Here is a 17,327-nt window from a genome sequence, read left to right as displayed (position 1 = left end):
ATGCCGAACTCAGAAGTGAAACGCCGTAGCGCCGATGGTAGTGTGGGGTCTCCCCATGCGAGAGTAGGGAACTGCCAGGCATCAAATTGCAGTAAACCGGGATGAAAATCCGGGTAGTGACAAAGAAATTCGGTGGAGCGGTAGTTCAGTTGGTTAGAATACCTGCCTGTCACGCAGGGGGTCGCGGGTTCGAGTCCCGTCCGTTCCGCCACTTATTAGAAAATTAAGCCTGCTACTAAGCAGGCTTAATGATAAAAAAATTTAGGGGCGTAGCTCAGTTGGTAGAGCACCGGTCTCCAAAACCGGGTGTCGCGAGTTCGAGTCTCTCCGCCCCTGCCAGAAACAATCCTTAGCATTCTTGCTAAGGATTTTTTTTATCTGCAATTTGAGCTATTCCTTTCTGCTGTATTACTTCTGGCATCCTTGCCAGTGCTTTCTAATCTTCCAGAATACTTGTTCTTAGCAGATCGCAAATAAGTGCGTGCTTGTCGCTGTTTTGCAGCCAGACTGCATATAAAGGGCGTGACAGTGTTGTGCTGTCGGTAACCGTGTGTAGATCGTTTTTTGTTTTAGCCCAGTTAACGGGCAACCAACTAAAGCCTTTAAGGACAGAAAGTTGCTGCCTGGCCAGTTCTGCTGAACTGGTGGTCAGAACCGGCACTTCATCTCCCGCGATCAGTCCCGCTTCGTGTTGTTGAAAATCGGGTCCCCATTCCAGGCGTAGGTAATTCAGTTCATCTTTGGTTTGCGAAGGTGAACTGCAATAGAGCACCAGCGTGAAATATCCCAACAGTTGGCTGCTAAATTCGTCCATTTTGGGCGTTTCGGTGGTGATCAGTAGATCAAGCTGTCGTTCATGTAGCTGCTTTACTAACGACTGCCGTTGAGCAATTCTCGCTTCAAACTGCAGGCTGGTTTGTGGCTCCTGTGACTGATACAAACGCTTCAACCAGTCATTAAGCATACATTCCCAAAGGGATGCGCTGGCACCAATTGAAAACTCGTTATGCCGCGAGGTATTCGCGACCTCCTTGCGTGCTGCTTGCCACGTATTCATCAGCGTTTCAGCGTAAGGTAATAATTTCTCACCCGCCGCGGTTAAACGGATATTGTTTCTGTGTCGGGTGAACAGATTTACACCCAATTGATTTTCCAGTTGTCTGATCCGAAAACTAACCGCTGATTGGGTCAGATAGAGCGCTTCAGCAGCCCTGCCAAAGTGGCGTGTCCGGCTAACCTCCAGGAAAGTTTTTAACAATTCCGTATCCACAACTCGCTCCATAAAATTATTTGTCGTGATGATTTAAATCTTTTGTTTGACGCTCTGTCAAGCGTAACTAATACTCCGCGCCATAAATAGCTCGGCCAAAGAATTAGGAGCGTGCAGGATGGCGGAAAGCTTTACGACGACTAATCGATATTTCGACAATAAATATTATCCCCGTGGATTCTCCCGTCATGGTGATTTCACCATTAAAGAAGCACAACTGCTTGAGCGTCACGGTTATGCTTTCAACGAGCTGGATCTGGGCAAACGTGAGCCGGTAACGGAAGAAGAAAAACTGTTTGTTGCGGTATGCCGTGGTGAACGTGAACCGGTTACCGAAGCTGAACGCGTGTGGTCTAAGTATATGACGCGTATTAAGCGTCCAAAACGTTTCCACACGCTGTCTGGTGGGAAACCTCAGGTGGAAGGTGCAGAAGACTACACCGAATCTGATGATTAATAAAAAAGGGCGAAAGCCCTTTTTTTATGTCAGTAGTTTCTGCAAATGAATGAGTAACCTGTCGATCGCCCTATACCCAATGGCCTCCTGCAAATGCTGACGGGTAATATGGTCACATTGCTCGAGATCCGCAATGGTTCGGGCGACCTTTATCAATCGCAGCCACGCGCGGATAGATAATCCGAGATGTGCCAATGCCTCTTCAAGCCACTGCGCATCATCACTGCGAAGTTGGCAATATTCATGTATATCCTGACTGCCCAGATGCGCGTTTAACTTATTTTGTCGCCGATACTGACGCTCTTGTGCGGCGATAACGCGTTGCTTCACCGTGGCGCTATCTTCCCCTTTCACTGCGCTCTGGCTGAGTATGCCGGGCGGAGGCAAAGGGATTTCGAGGGAGAGATCGAAACGGTCAAGAAACGGTCCTGATAATCGGTTGAGGTAACGCAGCGTTTGTTCTGGGGTGCAGCGGTTATGGTTCCCCTGATAGTGACCCGTTGGGCTGGGATTCATTGCAGCAATGAGTTGAAAGCGCGCAGGGTAGGTTATTTTAGCCCGAGTGCGGGATAAATGGATTTGCCCGGACTCGATAGGTTCACGCAGGGCATCCAACGTGCGCCGCTCAAACTCAGGTAATTCGTCCAGAAATAGTATGCCGTTATGCGCCAGAGAGATCTCTCCCGGCGCAGGAATAGACCCACCGCCTACCATAGCGGTTAACGAAGCACTGTGATGCGGTGAGCGAAAAGGGCGCTGCTTCCACTGTTTTTGTATCGTAGCGGAATTGACCAGGCTGAGTATCGCAGCACTTTCCAGTGCCTCATCGTTGCTAAGAGGCGGAAGCAGCCCTCTGAGGCGACTGGCCAGCATGGTCTTTCCCGTCCCCGGAGGGCCGATAAGCAGCAGGTTGTGACCGCCAGCTGCAGTGAGCTCCAGCCCGCGTTTGCCTTGTTCCTGACCGATGATATCGCTCAGATCATCAGCTAATAGCTCTGGCGTGAAGTCTGCAGATAACGGTCTGTCTAAATCATGCTTCCCTTCGAGAAATGCGCATACGGACTGTAGGTGATCGGCAATCAGACACCCTTCACCATGTATTAGTCCGACTTCAGCGGCATTCTCTTTTGCGACAATAATTCTCCTGCCTGCGCGTATTGCTTCGGTTGCGCTTGAAATCGCTCCTGGAACGCCGCGTAGCGTGCCTGTAAGCGCTAATTCACCTACCAGCTCATAGGTATCGAGATTATGGGCTGTAAGCTGCTCAGAAGCGGCCAGAAGCGCCACTGCGATAGGTAAATCATATCGTCCTCCTTCTTTGGGAAGATCGGCAGGAGCGAGGTTAATGGTTATCTTCTTGGCCGGGAATTCATAACCACTATTAATAATCGCACTACGAACCCGATCGCGGGCCTCTTTCACCGTTGTTTCTGGCAATCCCACCATGGTTAAACCAGGCAGACCATTACTGATATGTACCTCAATGGTAATGGCTGGCGCATTCACGCCAAGCGCGGCGCGGGTGTGAACAATCGATAGTGACATAACTCCTCCTGATGAAGGCATTATGCGGCAATGTATCGCGGCAAGATTTAACTTGATTGCGGCTTTTAGATGCTGATTCACGTATTTTTTTGCAAATTAAATCTTTTGCATGAAACCAGGAATAACGCTCGCAAACGTATTTGTAAGGTGTCGCTGGGGGGAGTGTGTGCTCAAGAGTGACCTGAAACGTGAAATATTTTCATTTTTTAATTTTTTATATAGAAAACAAGGCGATTTATCAAAACCGTTACCGGGGTCAGAAAAACGAATGAAAAAAATTCTTGTGTTATTTGCAAATTCTATGGTAACTCTTTAGGTATTCCTTCGAACAAGATGCAAGAAAATATAAAAATGACAGCCCTTCTACGAGTGATTAGCCTGGTCGTGATTAGCGTGGTGGTGATTATTATCCCACCGTGCGGGGCTGCACTTGGACGAGGAAAGGCTTAGAAAACAAGCCTTAACGAACTAAGACCCCCGCACCGAAAGGTCCGGGGGTTTTTTTTGACCTTAAAAACATACACGAGGAGCAGAAAGTGAATATCAGCATAAAATTCTGTTTCTCAAGATTTACGGCGGGGATGTAACTATGAATGGGGCACAGTGGGTGGTACATGCGTTGCGTGCACAAGGGGTTCAAACCGTCTTTGGTTATCCCGGTGGCGCAATCATGCCGGTTTATGATGCGTTATATGACGGCGGCGTAGAACACCTGTTGTGCCGACACGAGCAGGGCGCAGCGATGGCGGCGATTGGCTATGCCCGTGCGACCGGTAAAACCGGCGTGTGTATCGCCACTTCAGGCCCTGGTGCTACCAACCTGATCACCGGCCTTGCCGATGCCCTGTTAGATTCTGTTCCCGTTGTGGCGATCACCGGCCAGGTTGCATCACCTTTCATCGGAACGGATGCGTTCCAGGAAGTGGACGTTCTCGGTATGTCTCTGTCTTGCACCAAACACAGTTTCCTGGTGCAGTCACTGGAGGAACTGCCGCGCATCATGGCAGAAGCTTTCGACGTGGCGAACTCTGGTCGTCCGGGCCCCGTTCTGGTCGATATCCCGAAAGACATCCAGTTAGCCAGCGGTACGCTGGAACCATATTTCACGACCGTCGGAAACGTAGAGACTCTCCCGCATGCTGACGTTGAGCAGGCGCGTAAAATGCTGGCTCAGGCGCAAAAACCCATCCTGTACGTAGGTGGTGGCGTGGGTATGGCGCAGGCGGTCTCTGCTCTGCGTGAGTTTATTGCGCTTACCCAAATGCCAGTTGCCTGCACGCTGAAAGGCCTGGGCGCAGTAAACGCTGACTATCCGTACTATTTGGGCATGCTGGGAATGCACGGTACTAAAGCGGCGAATTTCGCGGTGCAAGAAAGTGATTTACTGATCGCAGTGGGCGCACGTTTTGATGACCGGGTAACCGGTAAGCTGAATACTTTCGCTCCTAACGCCAGCGTTATCCATATGGATATCGACCCGGCGGAAATGAACAAACTGCGTCAGGCACACGTCGCGTTGCAGGGCGATTTAAATTCGCTGTTGCCGGCATTACAACAACCGCTGAAGATTGCCGCATGGCGTCAGTCCTGTGCAGAGCTGCGCGCAGAACATGCCTGGCGTTATGATCATCCGGGTGACGCTATCTACGCGCCGCTGTTGTTAAAACAGCTGTCAGAACGCAAACCTGCAGATAGCGTGGTGACGACGGATGTTGGTCAGCATCAGATGTGGTCAGCACAGCATATGACCTATACCCGCCCGGAAAATTTCATCACCTCCAGCGGTTTGGGTACGATGGGCTTTGGCCTGCCTGCCGCCGTGGGTGCTCAGGTCGCGCGCCCGAACGATACGGTTATCTGTATCTCCGGTGACGGCTCTTTCATGATGAATGTGCAAGAGCTGGGCACCGTGAAGCGTAAGCAGTTACCGCTGAAGATAGTCTTACTCGACAACCAGCGCTTAGGCATGGTGCGACAATGGCAGCAACTGTTTTTCCAGGAACGTTATAGCGAAACCACCCTTACCGATAACCCCGATTTCCTCATGTTGGCCAGCGCCTTCGGCATACCTGGCCAGCACATCACCCGTAAAGACCAGGTTGAAGCGGCACTCGACACCATGCTGAACAGCGAGGGGCCATACCTGCTTCATGTCTCAATCGACGAACTTGAGAATGTCTGGCCTCTGGTGCCGCCTGGCGCCAGCAACTCAGAAATGCTGGAGAAATTATCATGATGCATCATCAGGTCGCCGTTGAGGCTCGTTTCAATCCGGAAACCTTAGAACGTGTTTTACGCGTGGTACGCCATCGTGGTTTTCAGGTGTGCTCCATGAATATGGCAGCCGCCAGCGATGCGCAGAATATAAATATCGAATTGACCGTTGCCAGCCCCCGGTCGGTCGACTTACTGTTTAGTCAGTTAAGTAAGCTGGTAGACGTTGCACATGTTGCTATCTGCCAGAGCACAACCACATCACAACAAATCCGCGCCTGAGCGCAAAAGGAAGAAAAATGACGACGAAAAAAGCTGATTACATTTGGTCTAATGGCGAGATGATTCGTTGGGAAGACGCGAAGGTTCACGTGATGTCCCACGCTCTGCACTACGGTACTTCTGTATTTGAAGGCATCCGTTGCTACGATTCTCACAAAGGGCCGGTGGTGTTCCGTCATCGTGAACATATGCAGCGTCTGCGTGATTCAGCCAAGATCTACCGTTTTCCAGTCTCTCAGAGCGTTGATGAACTGATGGAAGCCTGCCGCGAAGTAATCCGCAAAAACAACCTGACCAGCGCCTATATTCGTCCGCTGGTTTTTGTTGGCGACGTCGGGATGGGCGTTAACCCGCCAGCGGGTTACACCACTGATGTGATCATCGCCGCGTTCCCGTGGGGCGCATACCTCGGCGCAGAAGCGCTGGAACAGGGGATCGATGCGATGGTTTCTTCCTGGAACCGCGTTGCGCCGAACACCATCCCTACTGCTGCTAAAGCGGGCGGTAACTATTTGTCTTCGTTGCTGGTGGGTAGCGAAGCGCGTCGTCATGGTTATCAGGAAGGTATTGCGCTGGACGTGAATGGCTACATCTCCGAAGGCGCGGGTGAAAACCTGTTTGAAGTTAAAGATGGCATTCTGTTTACCCCGCCATTTACCTCTTCCGCGCTGCCGGGTATCACCCGTGATGCCATCATTAAACTGGCGAAAGATCTTGATATCGAAGTGCGTGAGCAGGTGCTGTCCCGTGAATCGCTGTACCTGGCCGACGAAGTGTTTATGTCCGGTACCGCGGCGGAAATCACGCCAGTACGCAGCGTCGATGGTATTCAGGTGGGCGAAGGCCGCTGCGGCCCGGTCACCAAACGCATCCAGCAGGCCTTCTTTGGCCTCTTCACCGGTGAAACGGAAGACAAATACGGCTGGTTGGATTCAGTAAACCAATAACAATATTAATATTTCCCTAAAATAATTCACGTTGCAGGAAGACGGCAACGCAGCAAGTCCCAGGAGCTTACGGTAGTAAGTCGCTGGGGTGAGCGAGGCAGCCAACGCACCTGCGGCGTGAAGTATGCAGGGGAAAGACAGACGGGAGTTAATCAAGCATGCCTAAGTATCGTTCAGCCACCACCACCCACGGCCGCAATATGGCGGGCGCCCGCGCACTGTGGCGCGCCACCGGGATGACCGACGCCGATTTCGGCAAGCCGATTATCGCTGTCGTGAACTCCTTTACCCAGTTCGTGCCGGGTCACGTCCACCTGCGCGATCTTGGTAAGCTGGTTGCCGAACAAATCGAAGCCTCAGGCGGCGTGGCGAAAGAGTTCAACACCATCGCGGTGGATGACGGTATCGCTATGGGCCACGGGGGCATGCTTTATTCACTGCCGTCCCGTGAGCTGATCGCCGACTCCGTTGAGTACATGGTTAACGCCCACTGTGCCGACGCGATGGTCTGCATCTCCAACTGTGACAAAATCACCCCCGGGATGTTAATGGCCTCGCTGCGCCTGAATATTCCGGTGATCTTCGTTTCCGGTGGCCCGATGGAAGCCGGGAAAACCAAACTCTCTGACAAAATCATCAAGCTCGACCTGGTTGACGCGATGATTCAGGGCGCGGACCCGAAAGTCTCCGACTCGCAGAGTGAGCAGGTTGAACGTTCCGCCTGCCCAACCTGCGGCTCCTGCTCCGGGATGTTCACCGCCAACTCGATGAACTGTCTGACCGAAGCGCTGGGCCTGTCGCAGCCGGGCAACGGCTCACTGCTGGCGACCCACGCTGACCGTAAAGAGCTGTTCCTCACCGCTGGTCAACGCATCGTTGAGCTGACCAAACGTTATTACGAGCAGGATGATGCTTCCGCGCTGCCGCGTAACATTGCCAGTAAAGCGGCGTTTGAGAACGCCATGACGCTGGATATCGCCATGGGCGGTTCCACTAACACCGTTCTGCATCTGCTGGCGGCGGCGCAGGAAGCGGAAATCGACTTCACCATGAGTGATATCGACAAGTTGTCCCGCAAGGTGCCGCAGCTGTGTAAAGTGGCGCCAAGCACGCAGAAATACCATATGGAAGACGTTCACCGCGCCGGCGGCGTCTTGGGTATTTTAGGCGAGCTGGATCGTGCTGGGCTGCTGAACCGCAACGTGAAAAACGTCCTTGGTCTCTCTCTGCCGCAGACGCTGGAACAGTACGACATCACCGTGACCCAGGATGAAGCGGTCAAAAAAATGTTCCGCGCTGGTCCGGCGGGCATCCGCACCACCCAGGCGTTCTCGCAGGATTGCCGTTGGGATACGCTGGATGACGATCGCGCCGAAGGCTGTATTCGCTCGCTGGAGCACGCTTACAGCAAGGATGGCGGTCTGGCGGTACTGTACGGCAACTTCGCGGAAAACGGCTGCATCGTGAAAACCGCCGGCGTTGACGACAGCATTCTCAAATTTACCGGCCCGGCGAAAGTCTACGAAAGCCAGGACGAAGCGGTTGAAGCGATCCTCGGCGGGAAAGTGGTGGAAGGCGACGTGGTGGTGATTCGCTACGAAGGGCCGAAAGGCGGGCCGGGCATGCAGGAAATGCTCTACCCAACCACCTTCCTGAAATCGATGGGGCTGGGTAAAGCCTGTGCGCTGATCACCGATGGTCGCTTCTCCGGCGGTACCTCCGGCCTGTCTATCGGCCACGTTTCCCCGGAAGCGGCGAGCGGCGGCAACATCGCGATCATCGAAGACGGCGACATGATCGCTATCGATATCCCGAATCGCGGTATTCAGCTTCAGCTGAGCGAGGCGGAAATCGCCGCCCGTCGTGAAGCCCAGGAAGCCCGCGGCGACCAGGCGTGGACGCCGAAAAACCGCGAGCGTCAGGTCTCCATTGCCCTTCGTGCCTATGCCAGTCTGGCAACCAGCGCCGACAAAGGCGCGGTGCGCGATAAATCGAAACTGGGGGGTTAATGACCATGGCGGATTCACAACCCTTGTCCGGCGCCCCTGAGGGAGCCGAGTATCTCAGAGCGGTGCTGCGTGCGCCGGTTTACGAAGCGGCGCAGGTAACGCCGCTACAAAAAATGGAAAAACTCTCTTCGCGCCTCGACAACGTGATTCTGGTGAAGCGCGAAGACAGGCAACCTGTTCACAGCTTTAAGCTGCGCGGGGCCTACGCGATGATGGCGGGCCTGACCGAAGAGCAAAAAGCGCATGGCGTCATTACCGCATCTGCAGGTAATCACGCCCAGGGGGTCGCGTTCTCTTCTGCGCGATTAGGTGTGAAGGCACTGATTGTCATGCCAACGGCGACCGCTGATATCAAAGTCGACGCCGTTCGCGGTTTCGGCGGTGAAGTGCTGTTGCACGGCGCGAATTTTGATGAAGCCAAAGCCAAAGCGATTGAGCTTTCCCAGCAGCAGGGCTTTACCTGGGTGCCGCCGTTTGATCACCCGATGGTGATTGCCGGGCAGGGCACGCTGGCGCTGGAGTTACTTCAGCAGGATGCTCACCTTGACCGCGTCTTTGTGCCGGTGGGCGGTGGCGGGTTAGCGGCGGGCGTGGCGGTGCTGATTAAACAGCTGATGCCGCAGATCAAGGTTATCGCCGTCGAAGCGGAAGATTCAGCCTGCCTGAAAGCGGCGCTGGATGCCGGTCATCCGGTGGATCTGCCACGCGTCGGTCTCTTTGCTGAAGGTGTCGCGGTAAAACGCATCGGCGATGAAACCTTCCGCCTGTGCCAGGAATATCTCGATGACATTATTACCGTCGATAGCGACGCTATCTGTGCGGCGATGAAAGACCTGTTTGAAGATGTACGCGCGGTGGCGGAGCCTTCCGGGGCGCTGGCGCTGGCGGGGATGAAAAAATATATCGCCCAGCACAACATCCGCGGCGAACGTCTGGCGCATGTGCTGTCCGGTGCTAACGTGAACTTCCACGGCCTGCGCTACGTTTCCGAACGCTGCGAGCTGGGCGAACAACGCGAAGCGTTGCTGGCGGTGACGATCCCGGAAGAGAAGGGCAGCTTCCTGAAGTTCTGCCAGCTGCTGGGCGGGCGTTCGGTGACCGAGTTCAACTATCGCTTTGCTGACGCCAAAGATGCCTGCATCTTCGTGGGCGTGCGGCTGAGCCGCGGCGTTGAGGAGCGTAAGGAAATCCTTAGCCTACTCAAAGACGGCGGTTACAGCGTGGTGGATCTGTCAGACGATGAAATGGCCAAGCTGCACGTGCGCTATATGGTCGGCGGCCGTCCGTCTAAGCCGTTGCAAGAGCGCCTCTACAGCTTTGAGTTCCCGGAATCGCCGGGTGCGCTGCTGAAGTTCCTCTACACCCTGGGTACGCACTGGAATATTTCCCTGTTCCACTACCGTAGCCACGGTACCGACTATGGCCGTGTACTGGCGGCGTTTGAGCTGGGCGATAACGAACCGGACTTCGAAACCCGGCTCAACGAATTGGGGTATGAGTGCCACGACGAGACCAATAACCCGGCGTTCAGGTTCTTCCTTGCGGGCTAACGGCGGCCATAAAAAAAGGGTTCATGGAAACATGAACCCTTTTTTACATCTGAATCAGAGAATTACAGCGTGATGACTTCGAATTCGACTTCGGTGTTCACGTCCGCGTCGTAATCCACACCGTCGAGGGCAAAACCGAACAGGTTCAGGAATTCCTGCTTGTAACCTGCATAGTCAGTTTCCTGCGCCAGATTTTCGGTGGTGATCAGCGGCCACAGGTCACGGCACGCCTGCTGAATGTCGTCACGCAGTTCCCAGTCATCCATACGGATACGTTGATTATCATCAAGCGCCACTTTATCGCCGTACAGGCTGGTGGTCATCAGACGGTTGATCTGCTCGATACAACCTTCGTGAATCCCCTGTTCTTTCATCAGCTTGAAGACCATGGAAATGTACAGCGGCATTACCGGAATAGCAGAAGAGGCCTGGGTGATAACGGATTTCAGGACGGCAACGTTCGCGGAGCCGTTGAGCGGTGCCAGCTGCTTACGCAGTTCACCTGCCGCGCGGTCGAGGTCTTCTTTCGCTTTGCCCAGCGCGCCGTGCCAGTAGATTGGCCAGGTCAGGTCGGTACCGATGTAGGAGTAAGCCACGGTTTTCACGCCGTCAGCCAGCACGCCCGCTTCGCTCAGCGCGCCCATCCACAGTTCCCAGTCTTCGCCGCCCATAACGGTAACGGTGTTCTGAACTTCTTCTTCGGTGGCCGGCTCAATGCTGGCGGTGATGATCTGATCTTTGTTGGTATCAATCGCTTTAGAGGTATAAACCTCGCCGATTGGCTTCAGCGCAGAACGGACGATTTCGCCGGTTTTCGGCATTTTACGCACCGGGGACGCCAGTGAGTAAACCACTAAATCAATCTGACCCAGGTCTTCTTTGATCAGTTTGATCACTTCGTCGCGGCACTCATCGGAGAACGCGTCGCCGTTGATGCTTTTGGAGTAAAGGCCTTCGCGCTTAGCAGCTTCATCGAAGGCGGCAGAGTTATACCAGCCCGCGGAACCAGGTTTGGTTTCCGTGCCCGGTTTTTCGAAAAATACGCCGATAGTGGCGGCACCGCTGCCAAAGGCGGCGGAAATTCTGGATGCCAGGCCGTAACCGGTGGAAGCACCGATCACCAGCACGCGGGAAGGGCCGTTCTCAATTTTCCCGTTTTGCTTAACGTACTCGATCTGTTTTTCCACATTGACTTTGCAGCCAGTCGGATGGGTCGTTGTACAGATGAATCCACGAATTTTTGGTTTGATTATCATAATGATGGCTAATTAAGTTTGTATTTTCGCTGTCAAGTGCGCAATGACACCGTCTGTTCTGGCTTGCTTAACGGCATGGTTAACAAGCCCCCCACATCTATTATGGCACGGGACATTATACAGAAAAGGAGTGCCAATACTGAATCTACCACTGATTTTAGGCCAGACGCTGGCGCTACTCGGCGATTTTGCGTTCCAGCACAATCTTCCAGAAGGCATCGATCAGCGGCTCATGCAGCCGCTTTTTCGGCGCGCAGACGCCCAGTTCAAACGGCGTTTTTTCGTCGCTACGCTCTAAAATCATCACGCGATTGCGCACCGGTTCCGGGCTGTTTTCCAGCACAACTTCCGGCAGCAGCGCCACGCCGCAGCCGAGCGCCACCATTGAGACCATCGCCTCATGACCGCCGACGGTGGCGTAAATCTGCGGGTTACTGATTTTGTGGCGACGGAACCACAGCTCAATGCGACGGCGTACCGGCCCCTGGTCGGCCATGATAAACGGCACCGTCGACCAGTCGGGCTTATCGACCGACACCTGATTGCGCACCGGGCAGGGCAGCGCCGGGGCGATCAGCACCACTGCCAGATTCTCCAGCATGGAAAACGCCACCGCACCGGGCAGCGTTTCCGGCTTACCGGCAATCGCCAGATCGGCCTCGCCGGAGACCACTTTATCCATCGCGTCGGCGGCGTCGCCGGTGGTGAGCTTAATTTCGACGGAGGGATGCTCGGCGCGGAAGCGGTCGAGGATCGGCGGCAGGTGGCTGTACGCCGCGGTCACCGAACAGAAAATGTGCAGTTCACCAGAAAGTGATGGTCCTTGCTGATCGAGGGTGTGGCGCAGTTGCTGATACTGCAACAACGTTTGCTGGGCAAATACCCGCAGTTCTTCCCCTGCTTCGGTCAGCGTGACCGTGCGGTTATCACGCACAAACAGCGCCTGACCGAGGTCCTCTTCCAGCCGCTGAATTTGCCGGGAAAGCGTGGAGGGACTGACGTGCATCGCCCGCGCGCTGCGGCCAAAGTGGCGGCTTTCCGCCAGATGCAGGAAGGTTTTCAGATCGCGTAAATCCACCGATTTCACCTCACGGTTTTACGTTGCAGAAATTGCAACGTGACGTTGTGAATATATCAATTTCCGCAATAAATTTCCTGTTGTAATGTGGATTCAATCTCGCAAATACAAATCTGCGAACCGAATAATAAGCACCACAACACAACATCACGGAGTACACCATCATGGCTAACTACTTTAATACACTGAATCTGCGCCAGCAGCTGGCGCAGCTGGGTAAATGCCGCTTTATGGGCCGCGACGAATTCGCCGACGGCGCGAGCTACCTTCAGGGTAAAAAAGTGGTCATCGTCGGCTGTGGCGCTCAGGGTCTGAACCAGGGCCTGAACATGCGTGACTCCGGTCTGGATATTTCCTATGCCCTGCGTAAAGAAGCAATCGCTGAGAAGCGTGCTTCCTGGCGTAAAGCGACCGAAAACGGCTTCAAAGTAGGCACCTACGAAGAGCTGATCCCGCAGGCGGACCTGGTGGTTAACCTGACGCCAGACAAACAGCACTCCGACGTTGTTCGTTCCGTACAGCCGCTGATGAAAGACGGTGCGGCACTGGGCTACTCCCACGGTTTCAACATCGTCGAAGTCGGCGAGCAGATCCGTAAAGACATCACCGTGGTGATGGTTGCGCCGAAGTGCCCGGGTACCGAAGTGCGTGAAGAGTACAAACGTGGTTTCGGTGTTCCGACCCTGATCGCCGTTCACCCGGAAAACGATCCGAAAGGCGAAGGCATGGCGATTGCTAAAGCCTGGGCTGCGGCCACCGGCGGTCACCGTGCGGGCGTACTGGAATCTTCTTTCGTGGCGGAAGTGAAATCTGACCTGATGGGCGAGCAGACTATCCTGTGCGGTATGCTGCAGGCCGGTTCTCTGCTGTGCTTCGACAAGCTGGTGGCAGAAGGCACCGACCCGGCTTATGCGGAAAAACTGATTCAGTTCGGCTGGGAAACCATCACCGAAGCGCTGAAGCAGGGCGGCATCACCCTGATGATGGACCGTCTGTCTAACCCGGCGAAACTGCGTGCTTACGCGCTGTCCGAACAGCTGAAAGAGATTATGGCGCCGCTGTTCCAGAAACACATGGATGACATCATCTCCGGCGAATTCTCTTCCGGCATGATGGCAGACTGGGCCAACGACGATAAGAAACTGCTGACCTGGCGTGAAGAGACCGGCAAAACCGCGTTCGAAACCGCGCCGCAGTTTGAAGGTAAAATCGGCGAGCAGGAGTACTTCGATAAAGGCGTGCTGATGATTGCGATGGTGAAAGCGGGTGTTGAGCTGGCGTTCGAAACCATGGTCGATTCCGGCATCATCGAAGAGTCCGCTTACTACGAATCACTGCACGAACTGCCGCTGATCGCGAACACCATCGCCCGTAAGCGTCTGTACGAAATGAACGTGGTTATCTCCGATACCGCAGAATACGGTAACTACCTGTTCTCTTACGCTTGCGTACCGCTGCTGAAAGAGTTCATGACTACCCTGCAGACTGGCGACCTGGGCAAAGCGATTGCCGAAGGCGCGGTAGATAACGCGCAACTGCGCGACGTTAACGACGCCATTCGCGGTCATGCTATCGAGAAAGTGGGCCAGAAACTGCGTGGCTATATGACAGATATGAAACGTATTGCAGTCGCCGGATAAGCGTAGCGCCATCCGATAAAAAAGCCCGGTGTTTAAACACCGGGCTTTTTATTAGTTGCGGTACAGCACTTTAATTATGTGGTAACCGAACTGGGTGTGCAGCGGGCCGGTTGGCTCCAGCACCGGGCAAGAGAAGACCACTTTGTCGAACGCCGGCACCATCTGGCCCTGACGGAATTCACCTAAATCGCCGCCGCGTTTGCCCGATGGGCAGATGGAATGCTTCTTAGCCAGTTTGCCGAAGTCGGCACCGTTTTTAATCTGCTCCAGAAGATCCAGTGCCAGTTTCTCTTCTTTTACAAGGATATGCACTGCTGCTGCTGTTTTTGCCATGATCGTGCCTTCAAAAGGGAATATATAAGGCTGGCGATTTTAGCATGGCTTATCGGCGATACAGCACCTTGATGATGTGATAGCCGAATTTGGTTTTGACCGGCCCGTAAGGTTTAAGCAATGGACAGCTAAACACGGCGGCATCAAATGGCCCCACCATCATCCCCTGTTTGAATTCACCCAAATCGCCGCCGTTGCGCCCGGATGGACAGCGAGAGTAGCGTTTTGCCAGGTGATCGAAGCTAATACCGCGCTCCAGCTTGCTGAGGATCTCCAGCGCCAGTTTTTCTTCTTTTACCAGGATGTGCAGGGCTGCCGCGCTCTTAGCCATTATTTTGTTCTCATGTCTCAAAGATATCTCGTTACTTTATCACCCACCTTCGCCGTGAACATATACTCTTCGCCATCACGGGACAGATGTCTCGCCTGATGTATGGAAGCGAGAGATGAGCGACATTTTTATCTGCCCTATTCCTTCTTGTCGGGGACAGCCGTCCTGTCCCTACCGCTGTGGAGCGAGATAACATGGATACAATGAAAAAACCTGAATTTTCAGTCGGCTGGCTTTCCGGGCTTAGTGATATTGTTCGCGATCCACAGCTTTATGAATTACTGAAATATTGCCCTCTGGAAATCATGCAGCAATGGTGTTTTGAAGAGATCCCGCGCGGAGACTTTATTTGCCGGCAGGGGGAAATATGTCAGCGCTTTTCACTAATTATTGCCGGTGAAGTGGATGTGTTCTATGAGGCTGAAGATGGACGTCGTTATCGTCAGGCCCGCTACCGGAAAAGCGACATGCTGGGTGAGCTCGAGATCTTTGAGTCGCGTCATTACATCTGTTCGGTGGTGGCGGTAGGGCATGTGCAGCTCCTGAGTTTGTCGCAGGAATATTTTTGCCGCTGGCTGGCCTTAGATAACCATTTTAACCAGCGGATGCTGCGCTTCTTTAGTCAGCAATATTATCAGCTGTCAAAAAAGGCCAGCAGCGACAATCTTTACTCGCTGCATCAGCGAGTGTGTCAGGCGTTATGGCTGCGTTATCAACAAGATGGCACCAACGCAATTTTGTTGGATAAGCTAAACCTCAGCGAGGAGCTGGCGGCGACGACCCGTAGTATTAATCGTATTTTACATGATCTGAAAGCGTTACAGATTATTGATACCGATGGTGAAAGCATTGTGTTGTTAGTCCCTGAAAAGTTAAAGCAGGAGGCTGATATCGGATAACCGCCAGAGTGAAGGAGGCGCGAGAATGTCGCTGCAACCCCATATCCAGTTAAGCAAGGAGATGACCGGCGCACGCTATGCGCTGCTGCCGGGAGACCCGTTGCGGGTCGACCGCATCGTCAATTTTCTTGATAACCCAGAACAGCTTGGTCAAAACCGGGAGTTTCGCGCCGCGCGAGGTTGGTATCAGGGCATCGAGATTTTGGTGCTCTCTACCGGGATCGGTGGGCCGTCTACGGCGATTGCCATTGAAGAACTGCGCCAGATCGGCATAACAACCCTGATTCGTATCGGTAGCTGTGGGGCGTTGCAGGATAATCTTGCGCTCGGTGACGTGATTATTGCCCATGCCGCAGTAACGGATGACGGGACCAGCCGTACCTATGCGCCAACGGGCTATCCGGCCTGCGCCGACCCGCAGTTAACCTGGGAACTGATGGCGCAGGCGCGCCAGATGAATATCCCCGCCGTGTGCGGCCTGGTGCGTAGCCACGACAGTTTTTATACCGATCGGGAAGCAGAACTGGACGCGCGGTGGTCGGCGCTCGGCGTTCTGGGCGCGGATATGGAGAGCGCCGCTCTGATGACTATCGGCGCGCTGCGAGGGTTACGTACGGCGTCATTACTCAACGTGGTGGTTGCCCACAACGGTTGTCTGGATAGCAGCATCAATGATTATGTCCAGCAGGACGCGTTGTGCCAGCAGGGTGAAGAACGGCAAATTGCCCTGGCGCTCCGCGCCATTTATTCCGTCAGCCAGTCAGGAGGTCAGTGATGGACTTTTTTAGCATTAACAATGTGATGGTCAACATTCCTCTCGGCGAAGGCGGGTATGCGCTATCGTGGATTGAAGCCATTGGTACCGTATTTGGTCTGTTATGTATCTGGTGTGCCAGCCGGGAAAAAATCATTAATTACCTGTTTGGCTTGATTAACGTCACGCTGTTTGCAGCAATCTTTTTCCAGATTCAGCTTTATGCCAGTCTGTTGCTGCAGGTGTTTTTCTTCGCCGCTAACATTTACGGTTGGTATGCGTGGAGCCGACAAAATGAGGCACAGGAAGCTGCGCTCAAAGTACGTTGGCTTTCACGCCAGCAAACCCTGGCATTAGGCGGCGTTTGTGCGGTGGCGATTGTTCTGATGACGCTGTTTATCGACCCGGTGTTTGCGGCGCTCACCCGCATCATGATTGCCCTGCTGCAAACATTTGGTATGCAGGTCGCTATGCCTGACCTCCAGCCCGATGCCTTCCCGTTCTGGGATTCCACCATGCTGGTATTGTCGATTGCGGCCATGGTACTGATGACGCGCAAGTTCGTCGAAAACTGGCTGCTGTGGGTAGTTATCGACGTGATTAGCGTGGTTATTTACGCGGTGCAGGGCGTTTACGCCATGTCGCTTGAGTATGTCCTGCTGACGGCAATCGCGGTGATGGGATCCTACAGCTGGATCAAGAGCGCGCAGCGCAACGGCTATACACCACTAGCCGCGACGGCTTCCTGATTGACCCGATTTT

The 17,327-nt window shown here is 53.9% G+C and carries 17 protein-coding genes and 2 tRNA genes; 13 read left to right on the top strand and 6 right to left on the bottom strand.

The features are described 5' to 3' along the window. The first annotated feature begins 134 nt into the window (after window positions 1-134). Both FHD02_RS20615 and FHD02_RS20610 read left to right on the top strand, forming a co-directional pair. Window positions 135-211: transfer RNA gene (locus tag FHD02_RS20615), tRNA-Asp, on the top strand. 52 nt (window positions 212-263) lie between these two features. Further along, window positions 264-339: transfer RNA gene (locus FHD02_RS20610), tRNA-Trp, on the top strand. 97 nt (window positions 340-436) lie between these two features. On the opposite strand, the gene hdfR is transcribed toward FHD02_RS20610, so the two are convergent. Continuing rightward, the gene (hdfR, locus tag FHD02_RS20605) at window positions 437-1,282 is read right to left on the bottom strand and encodes an HTH-type transcriptional regulator HdfR (protein WP_220394282.1); all 846 of its coding nucleotides are present in this window, start codon (window positions 1,280-1,282) and stop codon (window positions 437-439) included. 106 nt (window positions 1,283-1,388) lie between these two features. On the opposite strand from hdfR, the gene maoP reads away from it, so the two are divergent. Continuing rightward, window positions 1,389-1,727 (top strand): macrodomain Ori organization protein MaoP, encoded by a 339-nt coding sequence (gene maoP, locus FHD02_RS20600; protein ID WP_003018025.1) that lies wholly within the window; start codon window positions 1,389-1,391, stop codon window positions 1,725-1,727. A 24-nt stretch (window positions 1,728-1,751) separates the two neighbouring features. Here the strand turns inward: maoP and FHD02_RS20595 are convergent, their stop codons facing one another. After that, window positions 1,752-3,272, bottom strand: coding sequence for a YifB family Mg chelatase-like AAA ATPase (locus FHD02_RS20595; RefSeq protein WP_137361416.1), 1,521 nt, complete (start codon window positions 3,270-3,272; stop codon window positions 1,752-1,754). A 351-nt stretch (window positions 3,273-3,623) separates the two neighbouring features. Here FHD02_RS20595 and ilvL point away from each other — a divergent pair, with 351 nt between their 5' ends. The 6 genes from ilvL to ilvA all read left to right on the top strand — a co-directional run bounded on the left by ilvL (window position 3,624) and on the right by ilvA (window position 10,274). Next, window positions 3,624-3,722, top strand: a complete 99-nt coding sequence (gene ilvL / locus FHD02_RS20590; protein WP_001311244.1) for an ilv operon leader peptide — start codon at window positions 3,624-3,626, stop codon at window positions 3,720-3,722. Between the two features lie 139 nt (window positions 3,723-3,861). Continuing rightward, a complete protein-coding gene (gene ilvG, locus FHD02_RS20585; RefSeq protein ID WP_220394281.1) occupies window positions 3,862-5,508 on the top strand; it encodes an acetolactate synthase 2 catalytic subunit in 1,647 nt (548 codons plus the stop codon). Continuing rightward, entirely contained in the window at window positions 5,505-5,768 is a 264-nt protein-coding gene (ilvM, locus tag FHD02_RS20580) for an acetolactate synthase 2 small subunit (RefSeq protein ID WP_006686038.1), read from the top strand. Before ilvG ends, ilvM begins: the two co-directional genes overlap by 4 nt. 17 nt (window positions 5,769-5,785) lie before the next feature. Continuing rightward, on the top strand, window positions 5,786-6,715 hold the full coding sequence (locus FHD02_RS20575; RefSeq protein ID WP_003829030.1) for a branched-chain amino acid transaminase: 930 nt from the start codon (window positions 5,786-5,788) through the stop codon (window positions 6,713-6,715). A gap of 158 nt (window positions 6,716-6,873) precedes the next feature. Next, a complete protein-coding gene (gene ilvD, locus FHD02_RS20570; protein WP_137361414.1) occupies window positions 6,874-8,724 on the top strand; it encodes a dihydroxy-acid dehydratase in 1,851 nt (616 codons plus the stop codon). Window positions 8,725-8,729: 5 nt separating this feature from the next. After that, window positions 8,730-10,274 (top strand): threonine ammonia-lyase, biosynthetic, encoded by a 1,545-nt coding sequence (gene ilvA / locus FHD02_RS20565; RefSeq protein ID WP_137361413.1) that lies wholly within the window; start codon window positions 8,730-8,732, stop codon window positions 10,272-10,274. Window positions 10,275-10,336: 62 nt separating this feature from the next. Here ilvA and fabV read toward each other — a convergent pair whose 3' ends face one another. Continuing rightward, entirely contained in the window at window positions 10,337-11,530 is a 1,194-nt protein-coding gene (fabV, locus tag FHD02_RS20560) for an enoyl-ACP reductase FabV (protein ID WP_042314082.1), read from the bottom strand. Between the two features lie 175 nt (window positions 11,531-11,705). Then, complete coding sequence (gene ilvY / locus FHD02_RS20555; protein WP_137361412.1) at window positions 11,706-12,608, bottom strand: HTH-type transcriptional activator IlvY; 903 nt, start codon at window positions 12,606-12,608, stop codon at window positions 11,706-11,708. Window positions 12,609-12,772: 164 nt separating this feature from the next. On the opposite strand from ilvY, the gene ilvC reads away from it, so the two are divergent. Further along, on the top strand, window positions 12,773-14,248 hold the full coding sequence (gene ilvC, locus FHD02_RS20550) for a ketol-acid reductoisomerase (RefSeq protein ID WP_001726996.1): 1,476 nt from the start codon (window positions 12,773-12,775) through the stop codon (window positions 14,246-14,248). Between the two features lie 51 nt (window positions 14,249-14,299). Here ilvC and ppiC (FHD02_RS20545) read toward each other — a convergent pair whose 3' ends face one another. Together ppiC (FHD02_RS20545) and ppiC (FHD02_RS20540) are read right to left on the bottom strand one after the other, a co-directional pair. Beyond that, window positions 14,300-14,581 (bottom strand): peptidylprolyl isomerase PpiC, encoded by a 282-nt coding sequence (ppiC, locus tag FHD02_RS20545; RefSeq protein ID WP_003017999.1) that lies wholly within the window; start codon window positions 14,579-14,581, stop codon window positions 14,300-14,302. A 49-nt stretch (window positions 14,582-14,630) separates the two neighbouring features. Next, the gene (gene ppiC, locus FHD02_RS20540) at window positions 14,631-14,912 is read right to left on the bottom strand and encodes a peptidylprolyl isomerase PpiC (RefSeq protein WP_061381061.1); all 282 of its coding nucleotides are present in this window, start codon (window positions 14,910-14,912) and stop codon (window positions 14,631-14,633) included. Between the two features lie 194 nt (window positions 14,913-15,106). Here ppiC (FHD02_RS20540) and FHD02_RS20535 point away from each other — a divergent pair, with 194 nt between their 5' ends. From FHD02_RS20535 to pnuC, 3 genes are read left to right on the top strand one after another with little or no spacing between them, the layout of a single operon-like run. Further along, window positions 15,107-15,811, top strand: a complete 705-nt coding sequence (locus FHD02_RS20535) for a Crp/Fnr family transcriptional regulator (RefSeq protein ID WP_137350204.1) — start codon at window positions 15,107-15,109, stop codon at window positions 15,809-15,811. 25 nt (window positions 15,812-15,836) lie between these two features. Further along, window positions 15,837-16,586: a nucleoside phosphorylase gene (locus tag FHD02_RS20530; RefSeq protein ID WP_170972945.1), complete on the top strand. Its 750-nt coding sequence runs from the start codon at window positions 15,837-15,839 to the stop codon at window positions 16,584-16,586. Continuing rightward, a complete protein-coding gene (pnuC, locus tag FHD02_RS20525) occupies window positions 16,586-17,314 on the top strand; it encodes a nicotinamide riboside transporter PnuC (protein WP_137361411.1) in 729 nt (242 codons plus the stop codon). The genes FHD02_RS20530 and pnuC overlap by 1 nt, the downstream gene beginning before the upstream one ends. Window positions 17,315-17,327: the final 13 nt, after the last annotated feature.

The sequence above is a fragment of the Citrobacter sp. EC_71 genome (assembly GCF_019584005.1).
Lineage (GTDB): Bacteria > Pseudomonadota > Gammaproteobacteria > Enterobacterales > Enterobacteriaceae > Citrobacter > Citrobacter werkmanii.
The sequence above is the reverse complement of the archived record's forward strand: the minus strand, read 5'-3'. Positions and strand labels throughout refer to the sequence as shown.